The sequence below is a fragment of the Rhodococcus sp. NPDC056506 genome, assembly GCF_042794945.1.
GTDB lineage: Bacteria > Actinomycetota > Actinomycetes > Mycobacteriales > Mycobacteriaceae > Rhodococcus_F.
In genome coordinates, this window is record NZ_JBHTSW010000037.1 from 22271 (window position 1) to 38527 (window position 16257).

The following is a 16257-nucleotide window of genomic DNA, read 5'->3' on the forward strand; positions in this document are numbered from 1 at the left end:
GGCAGTCAGGAATGTGAGAATGCCAGCAGTTGGTCAGCCAAAGTGTTGTACGTACGGGCGATCCCGGCATAACTGAGCACTGGTTCCGGATTCCAGGTGCCGATCTTCCCCGCCTTCACCGCAGGCAGGTTGGACCACGCAGGATTGGTGCCGAGCGTATCCAGTTGCAAACTCGACGGACGATCGTCGAGGAAGATCATGTCGGCCGGATAGTGGTCCGCCATCTCCCAGGCCAGCTTCTCGACGTAGACCGACGATCCCTCTGCTGGGTCGACGACGGCAAGACCCAAACCCGCCAGGTCTGCGAGGATCGGAAATCCGGAACGACTGACTCGAATCGTGTCCGGATCTGCGGAGGCGAATAGTACGGGTGAATTGTTCAGTGAAGAAGCAACTTCGGAGATCCGCTGGCGCGCAGCGTCGTAGTCCTTTCGCTGAGCGTCCATATCCAGGTCTGCTCCGAGTTCCACGGCCAGTTCCACGATCTCTTGCACGGTTCGGTCGATGGTTCCTGCTGCCGTTTCCACGAACAGTACTGTCGACAAGCCCTTCACCGCATCCAAGTTCGCCTCGTCGAGTAGAGCCGAACCACGCAACTGAGGGACTATGACGACGTCCGGCTCCAGCGCAGCGATCTTTTCGAGTTCCACCTGTCCCCAGAGCTGCCCGACCATGTCGGTCTTCGAGAAATCCAAGTTGCCGGAGATGCTGGTGTCCGTCGATCCCGGCGATCGTGTGAGCGCTCCGAAAACACCGACAGGCACCAGTCCGTAATCCCACAGAGCACCCGCGATTCCGGTGTAGGTGACAAATGTTCTCGGCGGTGAAGCCAACTCGATCAGGGTTCCGCGATCATCGGTGAAGGACCAACCGGCATCGCGTGTGCCGCCGGCATCTGCGCCGGAGCGTGAGCACCCGGCCGCTGCCAGCGCAGCAGCCAATCCTGCTGCTGCGCCGAGGAACCTGCGACGATTCCAGTCCATCTCGAGACGCCTGTGCGGTCGTGGAGTGAGCAGCGTGGTCATGTGTGTGCCCTTTCGGCGATTGGTTGAACTGTTGCAGGAGTTGACGAGCGAGAAAAGAGAAGGATCGATCCAAAACCCGTGAGTATTCCGACGCCGGCGCAGAAGACCAACGGCCACAGCAGAGCAAACTCGTCCGATCCGGCGAAGAGCGAGCCGCACAAAGCAATTCCGACTGCGAGCCCGAATTGGCGCGACGAGTTGGCTGTGGCCGAAGCCGTCCCGGCGCGCTCTGCCGGAGCATCCGACATCGCGGCACCTGGCAACACCGGCGACACCATGGCTGAACCGACACCCGTCAGAATCAGTCCGGCGATCAGCGCCGGCCAGATCGGCGCGATGAGAACGTACAACATTGCCAGGCAACCGATTCCGCAGAGGACCGTCCCGAATCCAAGCGAAAATCGAAGATCGACTCGCTGAAGCCGTGATCCACCCAGTGCTGATACGAAGACAAAAGCGAGCGGTTGAATCGAGAGCACAAGTGCAGCCGTCGACGCCGACAGCTCCAACGCGTTCTGCAGCCACAGTGAAAGAACTACGAGCGGGCCGTAAGCCGCAAGGTAGTAACCGAAAGCCGCGACGAGAACTCCGTCGAATTTCAGGGATCGGAACAAGGCCGGATCGAGCATCGGACTGCTGCTTCGACGCTGCCAGGACACAAATGCCGTCAACGCAACGATTGCGATGAGGAAGGCGAGAGCTGTCGAAGACGAAGTCCACCCGGCGTCGCCGCCCCACGTCACGCCGAGAACCGCGGCAACGGCAGCGAGAGTGAACAAAACCATTCCGGCCCAGTCGATATTATCGTCGCCGCGCCAACTTTCGGCGAAACAGAACACAGCCATAGCGAGCGCTACTGCGGCCACGGGAATTCCGAAATAGAAGACCGCACGCCAGTCGAAGAACTGCGTCAGCAGCCCTCCTGCAACATTCCCGATTCCGGCCGCCAATCCGGCGACGGCGCCCCACGCGGCAAAGGCGACGTGACGATCACGGCCAGAGTATGCGTCGCCGAGCAGAGGCAGGAGCGTCGCGAACATCGCTGCACCGGCAACTCCTTGCGCGCCGCGAGCTGCGACCAGAACCGTGACGTCCGGAGCAACAGCACACACGGCCGTCGCAACCAGGAACACGACCAGGCCGCCGATGTAGAGGCGTTTGCGTCCCCATACATCGCCGAGCGCGCCCATGCCCACCAGAAGCGCAGCAAGGGCCAGTGTGTACGCGTCGACGACCCAGGACATCGCGCCCGTACTGCCGTTCAAACCGTCTGCGATGGCCGGCACCGCGATCGTCGTGATCGTGGCGTACGTCAGTAACAGGAAAGTTCCGATGCATGCGGCGATGAGCGGCAGCCATCGTCGTGGCGACATGGTCAACCTCCGAATAGGGCAGTAAGTGCGCCCTAACTATGGAGGTTCAAGTCAACTTGAAGTCAAGCGCCGCTTCTACGCGAATGTCGAGTTGCTCGAGCAACCACGGACACTGCATGGGACGCTCTTGCCGACACGTCAGGTGATGCTCGAGAATCAGTTTCGCTCGCGTAGCGGCGGCGATCTGTGCCTCGAGCGCCGACACTTGATCCGCGAGAACCGCGGAGAACTGCTCGGACGTGGTGTCGGTTTCGATGAAGGAGCGCACCTGTTCCAAGGACATTCCCGTCTCGGTGTACATCCGGATCAATGCCAGCCGTCGCAGCTCGCACTGCCCGTACCAGCGTTTGCCGCCGGTTCGCGACCGCGCGGACAGCAAGCCTTCATCCTCGTAGTACCGCAAGGTCGACGCCGCGATTCCGAACGATTTTGCAACCTCGCCGATCGGGATCAAGTGCTCACGCATTCACCGATCGTAGGCTGAATGCGTAGGCGGTTCCGGCAGTTATGTGTGACTTGGCATACTGACTAACGGAAGGGGTCACGTAAGTGATCTCACGGCAAAATGCTGGATGCGCTCGTTGAACGAGGGAGAGCTGTGCTGGATCCAACGCGACCTGTCGGGCCGTACTCGTCGGGAGTGCCCGCCACTGCCCTCGAGGTCCGCATGCCGGACCTGGAACGCTTCGGCCTCGCCCAGTTGTGGCGCTCCGCGATCATCGCCGTCGTGCTGTCCACGTCGATCATGCTGGCGCTGATCGTGTGGCCTTTCCGCAAGCGTGGACGCACCTGGGCGGACGCTGCCTCCGACGGAATGGTCGACGGCTTCATCGCTCTGGGGCCCACCTTCGTCAAGCTCGGTCAACTGGTCGCGTCGTCGTCCGGCCTGTTCCCGGCCCCGGTCGCCAATGCGTGCCTGCGTTGCCTCGACGACGTTCCGTCCTTCCCTGCCGAGCAGGCCCGAAGAGTCGTGCAGGAGGACCTCGGTTACTCCGTGGACGAACTGTTCGCGAAATTCGACGACGCGCCTCTAGCAGCGGCATCGGTTGCGCAGGTACACGCGTGCGTTCTGCACGACGGCCGAGAGGCAGTCATCAAGATCCAGCGCCCGGACATCTATGCGCGCATGCTGATCGATCTGCGGGCGGCATATTGGGGTGCGAACATCCTCGAGAAGTTTGTCGAGTTCCTTCGAATTGCCAATGCCACCGCCATCATTCGCGATCTGCACAATGCCACGATGACGGAATTGAACAGTGCAGTCGAGGCCGACCGGCAAACCACTTTCCGGAACAACATCAGTGCGTTCGGCGACAACAAGGGAGTCACGACGCCGGAGGTCTACTGGGATTACTGCGGCCCCCGAGTCATCTGTATGGAACGCATGCGGGGCGTTCCGCTCGATCGATTCGTCGCCGGTCCGGACGGAATCGACGAAGCCCGCATGTTGATCCGGCGCGGTGTGAAGGTCTGGCTCGAATCAGTCATCGTTCACGGTCCTTTCCACGGCGACGTACACGCCGGGAATCTGTGGGTCCTCGATGACGGCCGGATAGCAATGCTCGACTTCGGCATTGTCGGTGTTCTTCCGGAAACGTGGCGATCGATACTCTCCGATATGTTCCGCGCAACGATTGTCGACGGAGATTTCGCCCGCGTTGCCCGGGGAATTCGATCCTTGGGTTATGCAACCGACTACGAAGTCGACGACGCCCAACTGGGTATGCAGGTCGCCACTGCTCTAGCTCCGATCCTCGGCCGCGATCTGGGTGAACTCAAGCTCAGCGAGCTGATCATGGCGCTGATTCAATTGGGTAAACAGTGGGGTGTTGCGAGTCCCGAGGAATTGGTTCTTTTCGGAAAGCAACTCGGATACTTCGAGCGATATGCGACGGCGTTGGCACCTGGTTGGGTGATCGGACAAGACCTTTATCTGTTCAAGAACGTATTTCCCGAGGCAGTCGCCGAAAAGGCCCGAGAACTCGGCATCATCATGCCTGACGAATAAATTTGTCCCCTATTTCCTTATTCTGCATTTCGTCTGTCGGGGTTAGCCTGTAATGACCCACCGGCCGAGGAGCAAATGTGCAGCCACTTTCTGTAGCCCTCCCGCAAGCGACGACAGGTCCGAGGAGTAACGGGCCGCGTGTCGGCACCACCCTCGGCGCCCTCATGCATTCCACGGACAAGTCCGTGATCGAGCTACTGGAAAGCCCGGACGGGCTTGATGTCGAAATCCGTTCGATCGCCCTCGTCGAGTCCTCCGACATAGACGGCACCGACAGCCGAGGTGCGATCTCCGACATCTATCTTCCCGTCGGGGTTCCCGAATCGACGCTCACGCAATGGCTGCGAAAGTTCGAGGGCAGGCCGCCACGGCGTCGGCCGAAGCTCCTGCTCGTCAAAAATGCACGCGAGGCGACGGCGGTACTGACCGCCGCACGTAGCATCGGTATCGCCGTGGCCGCGGTCCATCCGCAGGCCAGTTCCGGCCACGTCTATTCGCTTGTACAACGTCTTCTGACGCAGAGCTTGTATCGTTCGCGAGCCGCCGCCGGCGCTGTATCCGGCGGTGATTCCGATTTGTTCGCGCTCTCGGAAACGATCGCCGAATTGACCGGTGGACTCGTCACGATCGACGACACCGCACTGCACGTCATTGCATATTCTGCTGCTCACGAGGGCGAAGACGAGCTTCGTCAGCTCTCCATACTCGGCCGGGAATGGCCGATCGAATACACCGAATGGATCGAGAAAAGGGGCGTGTTCGAGCATCTCAGGCGCTCGGACGAGGTCATCAGTCTGCCATCCGAGCTGAGCATCGGCGCCGCACACCGTCTGGCTGTGAGCATTACCCGGCCCGGCCAGCCAGGGCCGACGGGTTCCGTTGCGCACCAACATAATCTCGGAAGCATCTGGATACAGCAGGCATCCGGACCTCTTTCCGACGACGCACGAGCGGTATTGCGCGGCGCCGCCGCTGTCGCCGCGCGCATTCTCATGCGGTCGTTGGACGCCTCCAGCCGCGAGAACGCCCAAGTGGAAAGGCTGTTCGGCGTTCGCTCCGGCGGGGTCGACATGCACTCACTCGCCGGCTCGTTCGGCATCAGCACCGACGGACCGGCTGCGGTCATCGGATTTGCGACATCACTTGCACCCGGATCGAATCTCGATCGAATCACCAACGCCTTGCGCCTGCGTGCCAGCGCATTTCGCCACGATGCCGTCACGACGATCATCGACAACCGGATCTACGTGCTGTTCCCGCAGGCCGAGCACGAGGTCGCGATCAGCGACTGGGCTTACGACACCGTGCGAGTGCTCGAAAGACGTGCGGGTATCAGCGTCCGCGCGGCCGTCGCAGTGCCGATCGCGCGGTTGCACGGCGTACCCGAGGCGCGTCGAGAAGTGGACCGCGTGCTCGATACCACCGATGATCACGGAACCTCGAAGGTCACCACCCTCGCGGCGTCGCGCACCGCGGTATTGCTGGGCGAGATACTCGACCTCGTCGCTGATCACGAGCGATTGCGCGACCCTCGTATCGACAGACTCATCTCCTACGACGACAAGAACACCTCTGACATGCAGTTCACGCTCACTGCCTACCTGACAGCTTTCGGGGACGTGAAGAAGGCCGCATCCTCTTTGAAAGTGCATCCGAACACGCTGCGCTACCGCATCCGGCGCGCTGAACAGATCATGGGCATTTCGTTGGACGAGCCGGACACGCGCCTGCTCACCGAACTGCAACTCGCCATATTGGGACGCACCCCGGACGAGTCTGAGCGGTACGAAACGTCCGATCAGTGAGACGGATCTCGGGCCCGTCTCGAACTCTCGAGTAGACAACTGAGGAAGCCGAAGAACAACTCTCACCTCAGGAGATACCTTGCGCACTCGTGGAGCCGTCATTCGCCAAGCACCAGGCACATACGAGGTGGTCGACCTCGAACTCGACTCACCCCGTAGCGGCGAACTCACCGTCAAGATGGTCGCCTCCGGCCTGTGCCACTCGGACGACCACATCGCCAGCGGCGACCACGGCGTTGGCCGCTACCCCATCTGCGGCGGGCACGAAGGCGCCGGAATCGTCGTCGAGGTCGGGCCGAACACCGAAGGGTGGTCCGAGGGCGATCATGTCGTGTTCTCTTTCCTCGCCGCCTGCGGCCGTTGTCGTTGGTGTGCAAGCGGAATCCAGAACCTCTGCGACAACGGCGCCGCCATCATGACCGGCAGCAGGCCAGGCGAAACCTCGAGCTACAGAATGTCTCTCGACGGTCAACCCGTCGCACAAACCTGCGGCCTGTCCACCTTCAGCGAATACACCACGGTCAGCACTCTCTCGGCGGTCAAGGTCGACAAGCATCTGCCACTCGACGCTCTGTGCCTGCTCGGCTGCGGCGTCGGAACCGGCTGGGGCGCCGCCGTCAACTCCGCTCAGGTGTATCCCGGGCAGACCGTCATCGTCATGGGTGTCGGCGGAATCGGAATCAACGCGGTACAGGGAGCCTCGCACGCCGGCGCCGCCCACGTGATCGCGGTGGACCCGGTCGCTTTCAAGCGCGACAGTGCATTGAAGTTGGGCGCCACCCATGCCGTCGCCACCATGGAGGAAGCCACCGACATAGCGCGCTCGTTCACCAACGGCCAGGGCGCAGATTCCGCCATCGTCACCGTCGGCGTCACCACCGGAGAACATGTCGCGCAAGCATTCTCGTCCATCCGCAAGGCCGGAACATGCGTCGTCACCGGCCTCGGGAAGATGACGGACGTCGGAATACCCGTGAGCCTGATGGAACTCACGCTGTACCAGAAGAGAATTCAAGGATCCCTGTTCGGCGCGTCGAATCCCACCGCCGACATTCCCTGGATGATCGATCTCTACACCAGCGGCAAACTCGAACTCGACGAACTGATCACCAACCGGTACACCCTCGACCAGATCAACGACGGCTTCGCCGACATGCATGCCGGTCGCAATCTTCGCGGGATCATCACCTTCTGAGCGAGTTCTCTCCGGACTTTCGATCGAGAGCAAGTCCGGAGAGATCCTCACTACGGCTTCACCACGCGTTCATGGTGTCGAGGATTTGTCCTCTGGCCATCCACAATTCAGCAGACCAGTACGGCCACGAGTGAATTCCGGCGGGCGGAAAGCTGTACGTCGCTGGGATTCCCAAGGATTTCAGACGAATCTCGAATGCACGCGCATGAACCCACGAGAGCGCCTCTAGACCCATACCCGTCGCCGTGTGGAAGTAGTCGATCGGCGCAGATGGGTGATCGTACGGTCCCGGGATACCGTTGGACGACGAAATGTACATCGACAGTCCGCGAAGCGATTCCGCGTTGACAAACGGGTCGTTGCGAAGCCAGCCTGACGACCACGGCGGGCCCCACATCGAGTCCACGTTGTACCGCCCGGCATCGAACATCGCTACCCTGATCGCTTCACGCATGCCCGGCCCCGAAATGTTGATGTACCCGGACAGCGAGCCTGCGAACTTGAACTGATCACGATGGTGCCCAGCCAAATTCAATGCCGCGCTACCACCCATCGACAACCCGATGATCGCATTGTTGGTAGGCGAAACACCGTACCCTGCAAGAAAGTCTGGAAGTTCGCGCGTGAGAAACGTTTCCCACCTGTACGTTATCGGCTGGGCGTTGAAGTTCGACGGCGCGTACCAGTCCGTGTAGAAACTCGACTCTCCACCCACCGGCATCACCAAAGTGATGTTGTCGTTGCGGTACTGCTCGAGTGCGTTCGTTTCGAAACTCCAGGCATTCCTGTCGTTTTGCGCGCGAAGACCGTCGAGCAGGTACAGCGCGGCGTTGCCACCGCGCGCGGCCCACTGCACCTGAACCTTGATGTTTCCCATCGAAGACGGGACCCACAACTCGTCGTAACCACCCCATGGCGCCGAGCGCGCCGGAGTAGCACTCGCGGCGGTCGGACCGAACATACCGCCGAGCAGGAATATCGACAACAACGCCGCTACGAGCACCCGCACCTGCCGTGTATTGCGTTCGGGCAACGTGAATCTGATTCTCTGCAAGGTTGTGTCTTTCCCCGAAACTGCGCATGAAGAAACTGCTCCGGTAAGTGCATCGTCGGTTCCACTGTCGACGTGTTTGTCCCTTTGTGGGGTCTTCGGTGTTACAAAGCCGAGGTCATCGCAGCAAACGGACAACTGTCATGCCGAGCGAATCCGGGTGGCGAAAAGCACAATTCACGAAGCACGCTCTCTGCGCTCACTCAGCCGAGCAACGAAGCGATCGCGTCTCGCCCAGCAGCGGCACAAGCTTGGTCCTGCATTCCGTCTGGAGCGCCACCGACGCCGATACCGGCGATCGACCCGGCTCCAGCCTTCAATGTGACTCCACCTGCAAGGAAGAGAGTGCCGGGAAGGTCGGCGATGGTCGATCCTTCGCCTTTGGTACGCTGCAAGAGGTCACTGGTGTCGGCTCCGAAAGCCGCAGAGGTGTATGCCTTCTCGCGTGAGGCTTCCACCGTGTGCTGGGCTGCGTTGTCGCCGCGCACCATGGCGATGACATTGCCGGCACGGTCGACGACGGAGACGGTGACGAAGCCGAGACCGTCGGCGCGGCATTTCGCCAGCGCTGCACCGGCAGCCGTCACTGCTGCGTCGGCGCTGAGTCGATTCTGAGTGACAACTGCCGAATCGCCGCTCGCAGCAGGCTGCTGCGTGGCAGTAATCGACGTCGTGCTCGATGCGTTCGCCACCGGTGTGTCGGTGCTCGAGCATGCGGCGCTCGCAAGGATCGCGACAACCGGAATGGCGACAGCAAGCGTCCGGGGCAGTCGTGTGTAAATGCGGTGGTTCATGATGGGCACACTTTCAGTCGAGTGGTTCGAAACCGTCCAATACAGCGTCGCGCTCCGGTGAGGGTCCGCACATCGGGCGCTCGGGTGGCGAACAGTGCCCACAACGGCCACCGAGATATCATCCGAATGGTTGACACGAGGGCCAGGCGCACTCCGTAACATTCGAGGGATGAGCAGTGGAGCCACGACGGATGCCGACGCCGACCTCGGCCTACGCGGTCCGTTGGCGTATGCGATCCACGCGTCGTTCTTCGTGCTGCTGTCCACGTCCGGCGTTCGGTACGTCGCAGTCCACGGCACCAGCGGTCGGTTCGGGGTGGTGCTCGTCCTGGCCGTGGTCCTCGCCCTGCTCTACGCCGTCATGGCTACGGTGTCCTCGCGAGAGGTGGTTCGCCAACGGCTCTGGATGTGGCCGGTACTGAGCACGTGGGCAGCGTTGGTCTGGCTTGCACCGAGTTTCGCGTGGTGCGCCTTCCCGGTTCTCTTCCTCTGCATTCGTCTGTATCCGAGCAAGATCGCCTACCCCCTCGTCGGGATCCTGGGGGTCCTCGCCGGTATCGCGTTTTACCGGGTCACCGGTCGCGCCGAATTGGTGACCCTGCTCGGGCCTCTGTGCACCGCTGCACTGGTCGCGGCAGCGTACGGTCAGATGGAACGTGATGCCCGAGAACGCCTTCGGCTTCTGCGCCAGGTGGCGGAAGCGCAGTCGGCACTGGCAGATACCGAACGGGCTGCCGGCGTTGCCGCTGAACGAGAGCGCCTCGCTCGCGAGATCCACGACACCGTTACCCAGGGACTGGCAAGCGCCCTACTTCGGCTCGAGGCAGCCGAACAAACGTGGAATACAACGGGTTCGCCGTCTCGAACCGATGTCGATGCCGCGACGGAGAACATCCGCACGAGCCTGATGCAGAGCCGCGACCTCGTCCATGACCTCGCACCGGCCAAAGGTGGCCCCGCCGATTTCGACACCCTGGTCGTTGCCGCCGCCCGCCAGTTCACCCCTGATGTTCGGGTTCGCACTGTGGGCGAACCGGTCGCCGTGCCGCCGGACGTGGCTCACGCCATCGTGCGAGTGGTCTCGAGCGCGTCGTCCAACATCGCCCGCCACGCTCGCGCCGAAACAGCGGGCGTGACGATCACGTATCTCGACGACTCCATCTCCGTAGACATCTTCGACGACGGCGTCGGCTTCGATCCGGGAAAACTCACCGACCATTCTCGGTACGGTGGATACGGCCTACGTGCGATGCGGAGCCGCGTGGCTCAGCTCGGCGGATCGTTCACCGTGGAAAGCGCACCGGGAGACGGCACCGTCGTCGCAGCCCAGTTCCCGCTCGAACGGAGGATCCGATGACCACCGCTATTCGAGTGTTCCTCGTCGACGACCATCTGGTCGTGCGCGCCGGGCTGAGAGCGCTGCTGGACACTCAGCCGGACGTCGAGGTGGTCGGCGAAGCATCGTCCGGCGAGGAAGCGGCCACGGCGATACCTTCCGCCTCGCCTGATCTGGTGATGATGGATCTGGACATGGGCACCGGCATGCACGGTGCAGAAGCGATCAAACGGCTTCGCAACGACGGGGTCGATGTTCCCGTACTCGTTTTCACGACCTATGACACCGACGCCGACGTCGTACGGGCCGTCGACGCCGGTGCCATCGGTTACCTACTCAAAGACTCGTCTCCCGATGAGATCTTCGGAGCGGTGCGCGGCGCGGTTGCCGGGCGAAGCGTTCTCTCCCCTACCGTGGCCTCTCGTCTTGTCCAGCAGATGCAGCGCCCGCAGGAAGCGCTCACCGCGCGTGAGTCCGAACTGCTCAGTCTGCTCGCCGAGGGGATGACCAACCGCGAGCTGGGCAAGGCGCTTTTCATCAGCGAGGCGACTGTGAAGACACACCTCGGGCACATCTACGCCAAGCTCGGCGTCGATACCCGCTCTGCCGCAGTGTCCGTGGCACTACGTCGTGACGGAATACGCTGACCTTGTTATCCTTTCGACTTCAGAACGGGAAGGTCTGAGCGGCAGCCCGGCTGGTTCGCCACTGCCAGGTGGTGAATTCGTCCCAGCTGCTTTGAGTTCCGAATCTCGCGCCGTTTCCGGAGGCACCCGCACCGCCGAATGGTGCATAGGCATCGTTGTTCAACGTCTGATCGTTGATGTGCACTATGCCGGTCCGCAGGCGGTCCGCGATCCGCTCGCCTCGTTCCACCGATCCTGTTTGAATGGCCGCTACCAGACCGTATTCGCTGTCATTGGCAAGTCTGACGGCCTCGTCTTCGTCCTTGACGACCACGACGGGCGCCACGGGTCCGAAAATCTCTTCGCGGAACGCGGGCATGTCCGAGGTGACACCGGCCAGGACGGTCGGCTGATAGAACAGCCCTTCGTAGGTTCCACCGGCGCGGATTTCGGCGCCGGCTGCCTTGGTGCCCTGGACGATTCGATCGACGTTGGCGATCTGCCTCGCGTTGATGAGCGGACCGAGAGCGACGTTACCTGTGTTTGGGTCCCCGACAGGCAGGACCGAGGCGCGCTTGGCCAGCAGGTCCAGGTACTGATCGGCGACCGACTCCAGCACGATGTGTCGGCCCGCGGTCATGCAGACCTGGCCCTGATGCAGGAACGATCCCCACGCACCCGCCGAACTCGCGGCATCGAGGTCTGCGTCGTCGAGGACGATCAGAGCATTGTTCCCACCCAGCTCGAGCGAGACGCGCTTGAGCGTGCGGCCTGCTGTTGCCCCGACCTGACGGCCGACTGCGGTCGAACCCGTGAAGGACACCATCGCGATGCTGGGGCTCTCGCACAATGCCTGACCAGGCTCCGCGTCACCGGCGAGCACATGCAGGAGACCTTCCGGAAGACCTGCTGCCGTGAGCAATTCCGCGATGACCGCGCCACCGCTGATCGCAGTTTGAACGTCCGGCTTGAGAACGACGCCATTTCCGAGCGCCAAGGCGGGCGCGACAGCGCGCATGGCGAGGAGAAGCGGGAAGTTCCACGGGCTGATCACGCCGACCACGCCCAGGGGCACCCGGCGACCGATGCTCGTACGCCCCTCCTGGCTGGCAGGCAGGAGGTGTCCGAACGGCTGTGTCGGCAGTGCCGACGCCTCCCACAGTTCGGAGATGACAAGATCAACTTCGAACGCGGCTTTCCCTGGTACGGAACCACCTTCACGAATCAACCAGCGCTCCACCTCGGCTCGCTCGGCTTCCAATATCTGCGCCGCCTTACGGATCACCGAAGCGCGGGCCTGCCCGATCGTGGCCGCCCACGACGGCTGCGCGGCCGACGCGATGTGTGCCGCTCGATCGATATCCGCAACAGTCGCCGTCCCGATCACACCGAGCACCTCGCCAGTAGCCGGTTCGACGGACTCGACGGTGTCACCGCCCCCATCGATCCATTGGCCGTCGAAAATCTTTCCGTGCCATTGCTGATGAGCGAGCAGATTCGTCATGAGTTCCTCGATTCGTAGCTTTCGCTGCGGCCCTCGCTGTTCGCGGGCCTGAGCTCTTCGCGAGCTTGAGAAGCGATCTGGAACACACTCTGCCCCGGTATTCGGGCTCCGAGTTGTCGTGATCGGACACGTTTGTTGTTCGGATGCGACAGATCAGTGACGTACTTCCGACGGCGCCGTACCGAATTCCGCTTTGAACGCACGCGAAAACGCCGGTGCGTCATGGAAACACCATCGCGCGGCCAGGACGGAGATCGAGTGATCGCGCAGTGAGACGTCGGTGAGATCGCGGCGTACACGAATCAACCGTTCTCGACGGATCAGCGCGTTGAGGGTCAGACCCCCGTCGCCGAAATGACGCTGAATTGTTCTCGGTGACATGTGCAGCGCACCGGCGATCGACGCGACCGAGAGATCCGGTGCATCGAGATTCCGAAGCACATATCGCAAGATCGCCTCACGCGAGGAACTTCCGGGTGTCGCGGGCGCAAAGTCTTGCACCAGGACTGCCGCAGCGAGATTGACTCCGGCATCTCCGAGAAGCCCTGCGGCGCTGCCGTCTACCTGCGATGCAACAGCGCCCGAGATGAAGGTCTGCAGCAATGCACCGGATCCGCGCCGGCCGTCGTGGATGCGCGCGAGCGCGCAATTCAGTTCTCGTTCGGTCAGACTCATTGCGCCGCGCGGTACGGTCATGACGGTGCACGACCAGTGGCCGTCGAAACGCAACGCGTACGGACGCTCTACGTCGTAGAGAATCGTCGCGCCGGGCGGGACCGTCAACTCGCGGTCGGATTGGCGCAGGATCGCTCGCCCGGTTCGGACCGTGCAGATCTTGAGCAGATCGCTACCGTGTCGCTTTGCTGCGCGTGTGCTCCGCCGCAATATCTGAGGTGAACCGGAGATGTCGAAAGCGCCTACGTCCCCGAGACTTACGCCGCTGACCGTGCCTACCGGCGCGGTATCGACGGAACTCTCGGGGCACAGGCCACCGAAGGTATCCGACATCTCGCAGTGCCACTGCTGCACAGATTCCAGCAGGCCCGGAGGCGTGGCAGACATGGCAGACATGGCGGGCTACTTGATCGAAGATCCGTGCTGCGTCAACGGCATGACCTCGATGCTCATGTACGGGAACAAGGGGAGATTCCAGAGAATCTCGTGCAGTTCGTCAGCCGACTCGACGTCGAAAATGCTGATGTTGCTGAACTGTCCCACAATTCGCCACAAATGAACCCACTTGCCCTGGCGCTGAAGGTCTTGTGAGTACGCCTTCTCCGTCGCGACGGTATCGGCGCGAACTTCCGGATCCAGGTCGCGCGGAATATCGACGTCCATCCGAACGTGAAAGAGTGCCATGTTCCTTTTTCCTCTAGTTCCTGGTCCAGGTCTTGACGGCGTCCATGTTCAGTTCGACTCCCAAGCCAGGCCCGGCGGGGAGGTGCAACTGACCCTCGGAATACTTCAGGGGTTCCTGGAGCAATTCCTCACTGAAGAGCAGAGGGCCGAAAAGTTCTGTTCCGAAGTTGATTCCCGGCTCGGCGCACGCGAAGTGCAACGAAGCTGCTGTGCCGATCGGACCTTCGATGGACGTCGCACCGTGGCACGCGATACCCGCGGCCTTGGCAATCGCGACGATGTCACGGCTGCGCTGCAGGCCACCGCACTTGGTGGTCTTGAGGGCGATGACATCGGCGGCGCTCCGGCGAGCGATTTCCAGAGCGTCGTGTGGGGTCTGCACACTCTCGTCGGCCATGATCGGAATCGGTAACAGCCTGCTGAGTTCGGCGAGGACCTCGATTTGGTCTGCCGGAGTGGGCTGTTCGATCAGTTCGACTCCGCCCTCGGCGAGTTGTGGCAGGTACCGCAGTGCGGTGAAGCGATCCCATCGCGCGTTGACGTCGACGCGGACGCCGGCATGACCGTCGAGCGCCTGAGCGATCTCGACAATGCGCGCAACATCGACGGCAGGATCGAGTGCGCCCATCTTCAGTTTGAAGCTGAAATTGAGTCGGGCTTCGAGCTTTTCGTGAGCTTCCTCGATGATCTCCGCCGCCGGCGCCGCGCCCAGTGCCCACGTGACGTCGACGCTCTCACGGAAGGCCCCGCCGAGCAGCGTGTGTACGGGAACTCCCAGGCTACGAGCCCAGGCGTCGTGCAACGCGACATCGACGGCGGCCTTCGCGAATCGTGCATTGGCAACAACTTTTTCGATGTCGGCCATGATCGCGGTGATCTGATCCACGCGCCTGCCGACCACCACGGGCGCGATGTACTTCTCGATGATGACCTGCATCGTCTCCACCGATTCGCCGCCCCACCACGGCCCGCCCGGAACGACACCTTCGCCGTATCCGATCACTCCGTCGGAGGTGCGAATCGCGACCAGCAGCAGCGGCTGCGCCGTCATCGACGTAGTGGCGAATTTGTGGGGGCGAACCAGAGGAACGTCGAGGATGGTCGTCTCGATGGAGACGATCGACAGGTCTGTCATCAAATCACTTTCTATTGAGCAGTTGTGGATCAGGCCGGATCGAGCACGAAGTCGTATGTGACCCGGTTGGTTCCGTCAGCACCCGGCTTCGGATCGAGAATCAGTTCGGGCTTCGTCGCCGTTGCCACGTCGTTCTCGATCCACTCTCCATCCTTGAAATAGAGCTGGGTGGTGATCGTGCGCTTACCGGGAGCCTTCACCATGAGGTGCAGGTGAGCCGGACGCCACGGGTGCCAGCCGGCCTTCTCGATGAACCAGCCAGTGGGGCCGTCGGTCGGGATCTGGTACGGCGCAGGCTGAATCGTGGTGATCTCGAAGCGTCCCTCGTCGTCGGCGACGATCGTTCCGCGGAGGTTGCCGTCGGGGATGTGCGGCGCGAAATGAGAGTAGTAGCCTTCGTCGTCCGCGTGCCAGAGTTCGACGGTAGCACCGCTCAACCCCTTGCCGTCGAGATCGCGAACCTGGCCCTCGAAGACCAGCTTCGATCCAACCTCGTTCTCACGCATCGGAAGTTCACACTTGGCAGGCAACGTCTTGGCGTCGGCGACGTAGTACGGGCCCTCGATGCTTCCCTTGGTGCCGTGCTGGCCGCGGTACGCAACCTCCTCGACGTTGTGCTCGAGGAAGACGTCCAGCCACAGGGGCCACTCGCCGAACTGGCCGATGTCGATGAGCCACTGCTTGAGGACGCGGTACTCGGGGTAGGTGATGCCGTGCTTGTCGATGACGCCGGCGAGTGCCTCGAGAACGTCCTTGGCGATGGCCGAGACGCGCTCGGGCGGGGTGTCCGCGCTGACTCGTTCCTGCAGGAACTTGTCGGTGGCGGCAGTGCCCGAACCTACTGCGGTGGGGCTCTCGGAAGTTGTCATGTGGTCCTCCTCGGGGCCGTATGTGGCTGTTACCGGGTGGGTGCCGTACTGCTGGGCTGAGTCGGCTCCCCAAGTTTGGGTTGTACGCTATGCGTACATCTGTTACGCTCTGCGTACGCTTGTACTGTGCGCCCAGTCACAAGGTTTGTCAACCTTCGAAGGCGTCGAACAGGCATA

The 16257-nt window shown here is 62.0% G+C and carries 15 protein-coding genes; 5 read left to right on the top strand and 10 right to left on the bottom strand.

Annotated elements, in window-relative coordinates; all coding sequences use genetic code 11:
• Positions 1–5 precede the first annotated feature (5 nt).
• Genes ACFQ6H_RS23350 through ACFQ6H_RS23360 form a run of 3 tightly spaced genes read right to left on the bottom strand, consistent with a single transcriptional unit; the run spans position 6 to position 2864 of the window.
• Entirely contained in the window at positions 6–1025 is a 1020-nt protein-coding gene (locus ACFQ6H_RS23350; RefSeq protein ID WP_378648880.1) for an ABC transporter substrate-binding protein, read from the bottom strand.
• The gene (locus ACFQ6H_RS23355) at positions 1022–2398 is read right to left on the bottom strand and encodes an MFS transporter (RefSeq protein WP_378648882.1); all 1377 of its coding nucleotides are present in this window, start codon (positions 2396–2398) and stop codon (positions 1022–1024) included. Before ACFQ6H_RS23355 ends, ACFQ6H_RS23350 begins: the two co-directional genes overlap by 4 nt.
• 46 nt (positions 2399–2444) lie before the next feature.
• A complete protein-coding gene (locus tag ACFQ6H_RS23360) occupies positions 2445–2864 on the bottom strand; it encodes a MerR family transcriptional regulator (protein ID WP_378531018.1) in 420 nt (139 codons plus the stop codon).
• Positions 2865–2996: 132 nt separating this feature from the next.
• Here ACFQ6H_RS23360 and ACFQ6H_RS23365 point away from each other — a divergent pair, with 132 nt between their 5' ends.
• The 3 genes from ACFQ6H_RS23365 to ACFQ6H_RS23375 all read left to right on the top strand — a co-directional run bounded on the left by ACFQ6H_RS23365 (position 2997) and on the right by ACFQ6H_RS23375 (position 7406).
• Positions 2997–4406 (top strand): ABC1 kinase family protein, encoded by a 1410-nt coding sequence (locus tag ACFQ6H_RS23365; RefSeq protein ID WP_378531016.1) that lies wholly within the window; start codon positions 2997–2999, stop codon positions 4404–4406.
• Positions 4407–4483: 77 nt separating this feature from the next.
• Complete coding sequence (locus ACFQ6H_RS23370) at positions 4484–6211, top strand: PucR family transcriptional regulator (protein ID WP_378648884.1); 1728 nt, start codon at positions 4484–4486, stop codon at positions 6209–6211.
• Positions 6212–6290: 79 nt separating this feature from the next.
• Positions 6291–7406: an NDMA-dependent alcohol dehydrogenase gene (locus ACFQ6H_RS23375; protein WP_378648886.1), complete on the top strand. Its 1116-nt coding sequence runs from the start codon at positions 6291–6293 to the stop codon at positions 7404–7406.
• Between the two features lie 58 nt (positions 7407–7464).
• On the opposite strand, the gene ACFQ6H_RS23380 is transcribed toward ACFQ6H_RS23375, so the two are convergent.
• Positions 7465–8367, bottom strand: a complete 903-nt coding sequence (locus ACFQ6H_RS23380) for an alpha/beta hydrolase (RefSeq protein WP_378648919.1) — start codon at positions 8365–8367, stop codon at positions 7465–7467.
• Positions 8368–8660: 293 nt separating this feature from the next.
• Complete coding sequence (locus ACFQ6H_RS23385) at positions 8661–9251, bottom strand: heme-binding protein (protein WP_378531010.1); 591 nt, start codon at positions 9249–9251, stop codon at positions 8661–8663.
• A gap of 169 nt (positions 9252–9420) precedes the next feature.
• Here ACFQ6H_RS23385 and ACFQ6H_RS23390 point away from each other — a divergent pair, with 169 nt between their 5' ends.
• Positions 9421–10608 carry a sensor histidine kinase gene (locus ACFQ6H_RS23390; RefSeq protein ID WP_378648888.1) on the top strand — a complete coding sequence of 396 codons (1188 nt, stop codon included), beginning with the start codon at positions 9421–9423 and terminating at the stop codon, positions 10606–10608.
• A complete protein-coding gene (locus ACFQ6H_RS23395) occupies positions 10605–11234 on the top strand; it encodes a response regulator (protein WP_378648890.1) in 630 nt (209 codons plus the stop codon). The genes ACFQ6H_RS23390 and ACFQ6H_RS23395 overlap by 4 nt, the downstream gene beginning before the upstream one ends.
• A gap of 19 nt (positions 11235–11253) precedes the next feature.
• On the opposite strand, the gene ACFQ6H_RS23400 is transcribed toward ACFQ6H_RS23395, so the two are convergent.
• The 5 genes from ACFQ6H_RS23400 to catA form a co-directional block, all read right to left on the bottom strand.
• The gene (locus tag ACFQ6H_RS23400; protein ID WP_378648892.1) at positions 11254–12717 is read right to left on the bottom strand and encodes a benzaldehyde dehydrogenase; all 1464 of its coding nucleotides are present in this window, start codon (positions 12715–12717) and stop codon (positions 11254–11256) included.
• 153 nt (positions 12718–12870) lie between these two features.
• Positions 12871–13788 carry a helix-turn-helix domain-containing protein gene (locus ACFQ6H_RS23405; RefSeq protein ID WP_378531002.1) on the bottom strand — a complete coding sequence of 306 codons (918 nt, stop codon included), beginning with the start codon at positions 13786–13788 and terminating at the stop codon, positions 12871–12873.
• Between the two features lie 6 nt (positions 13789–13794).
• Positions 13795–14076 (bottom strand): muconolactone Delta-isomerase, encoded by a 282-nt coding sequence (gene catC / locus ACFQ6H_RS23410; RefSeq protein ID WP_138870757.1) that lies wholly within the window; start codon positions 14074–14076, stop codon positions 13795–13797.
• 13 nt (positions 14077–14089) lie between these two features.
• Positions 14090–15211 carry a muconate/chloromuconate family cycloisomerase gene (locus ACFQ6H_RS23415; RefSeq protein ID WP_378531000.1) on the bottom strand — a complete coding sequence of 374 codons (1122 nt, stop codon included), beginning with the start codon at positions 15209–15211 and terminating at the stop codon, positions 14090–14092.
• 29 nt (positions 15212–15240) lie between these two features.
• Positions 15241–16080, bottom strand: a complete 840-nt coding sequence (gene catA / locus ACFQ6H_RS23420; RefSeq protein WP_378530997.1) for a catechol 1,2-dioxygenase — start codon at positions 16078–16080, stop codon at positions 15241–15243.
• Positions 16081–16257: the final 177 nt, after the last annotated feature.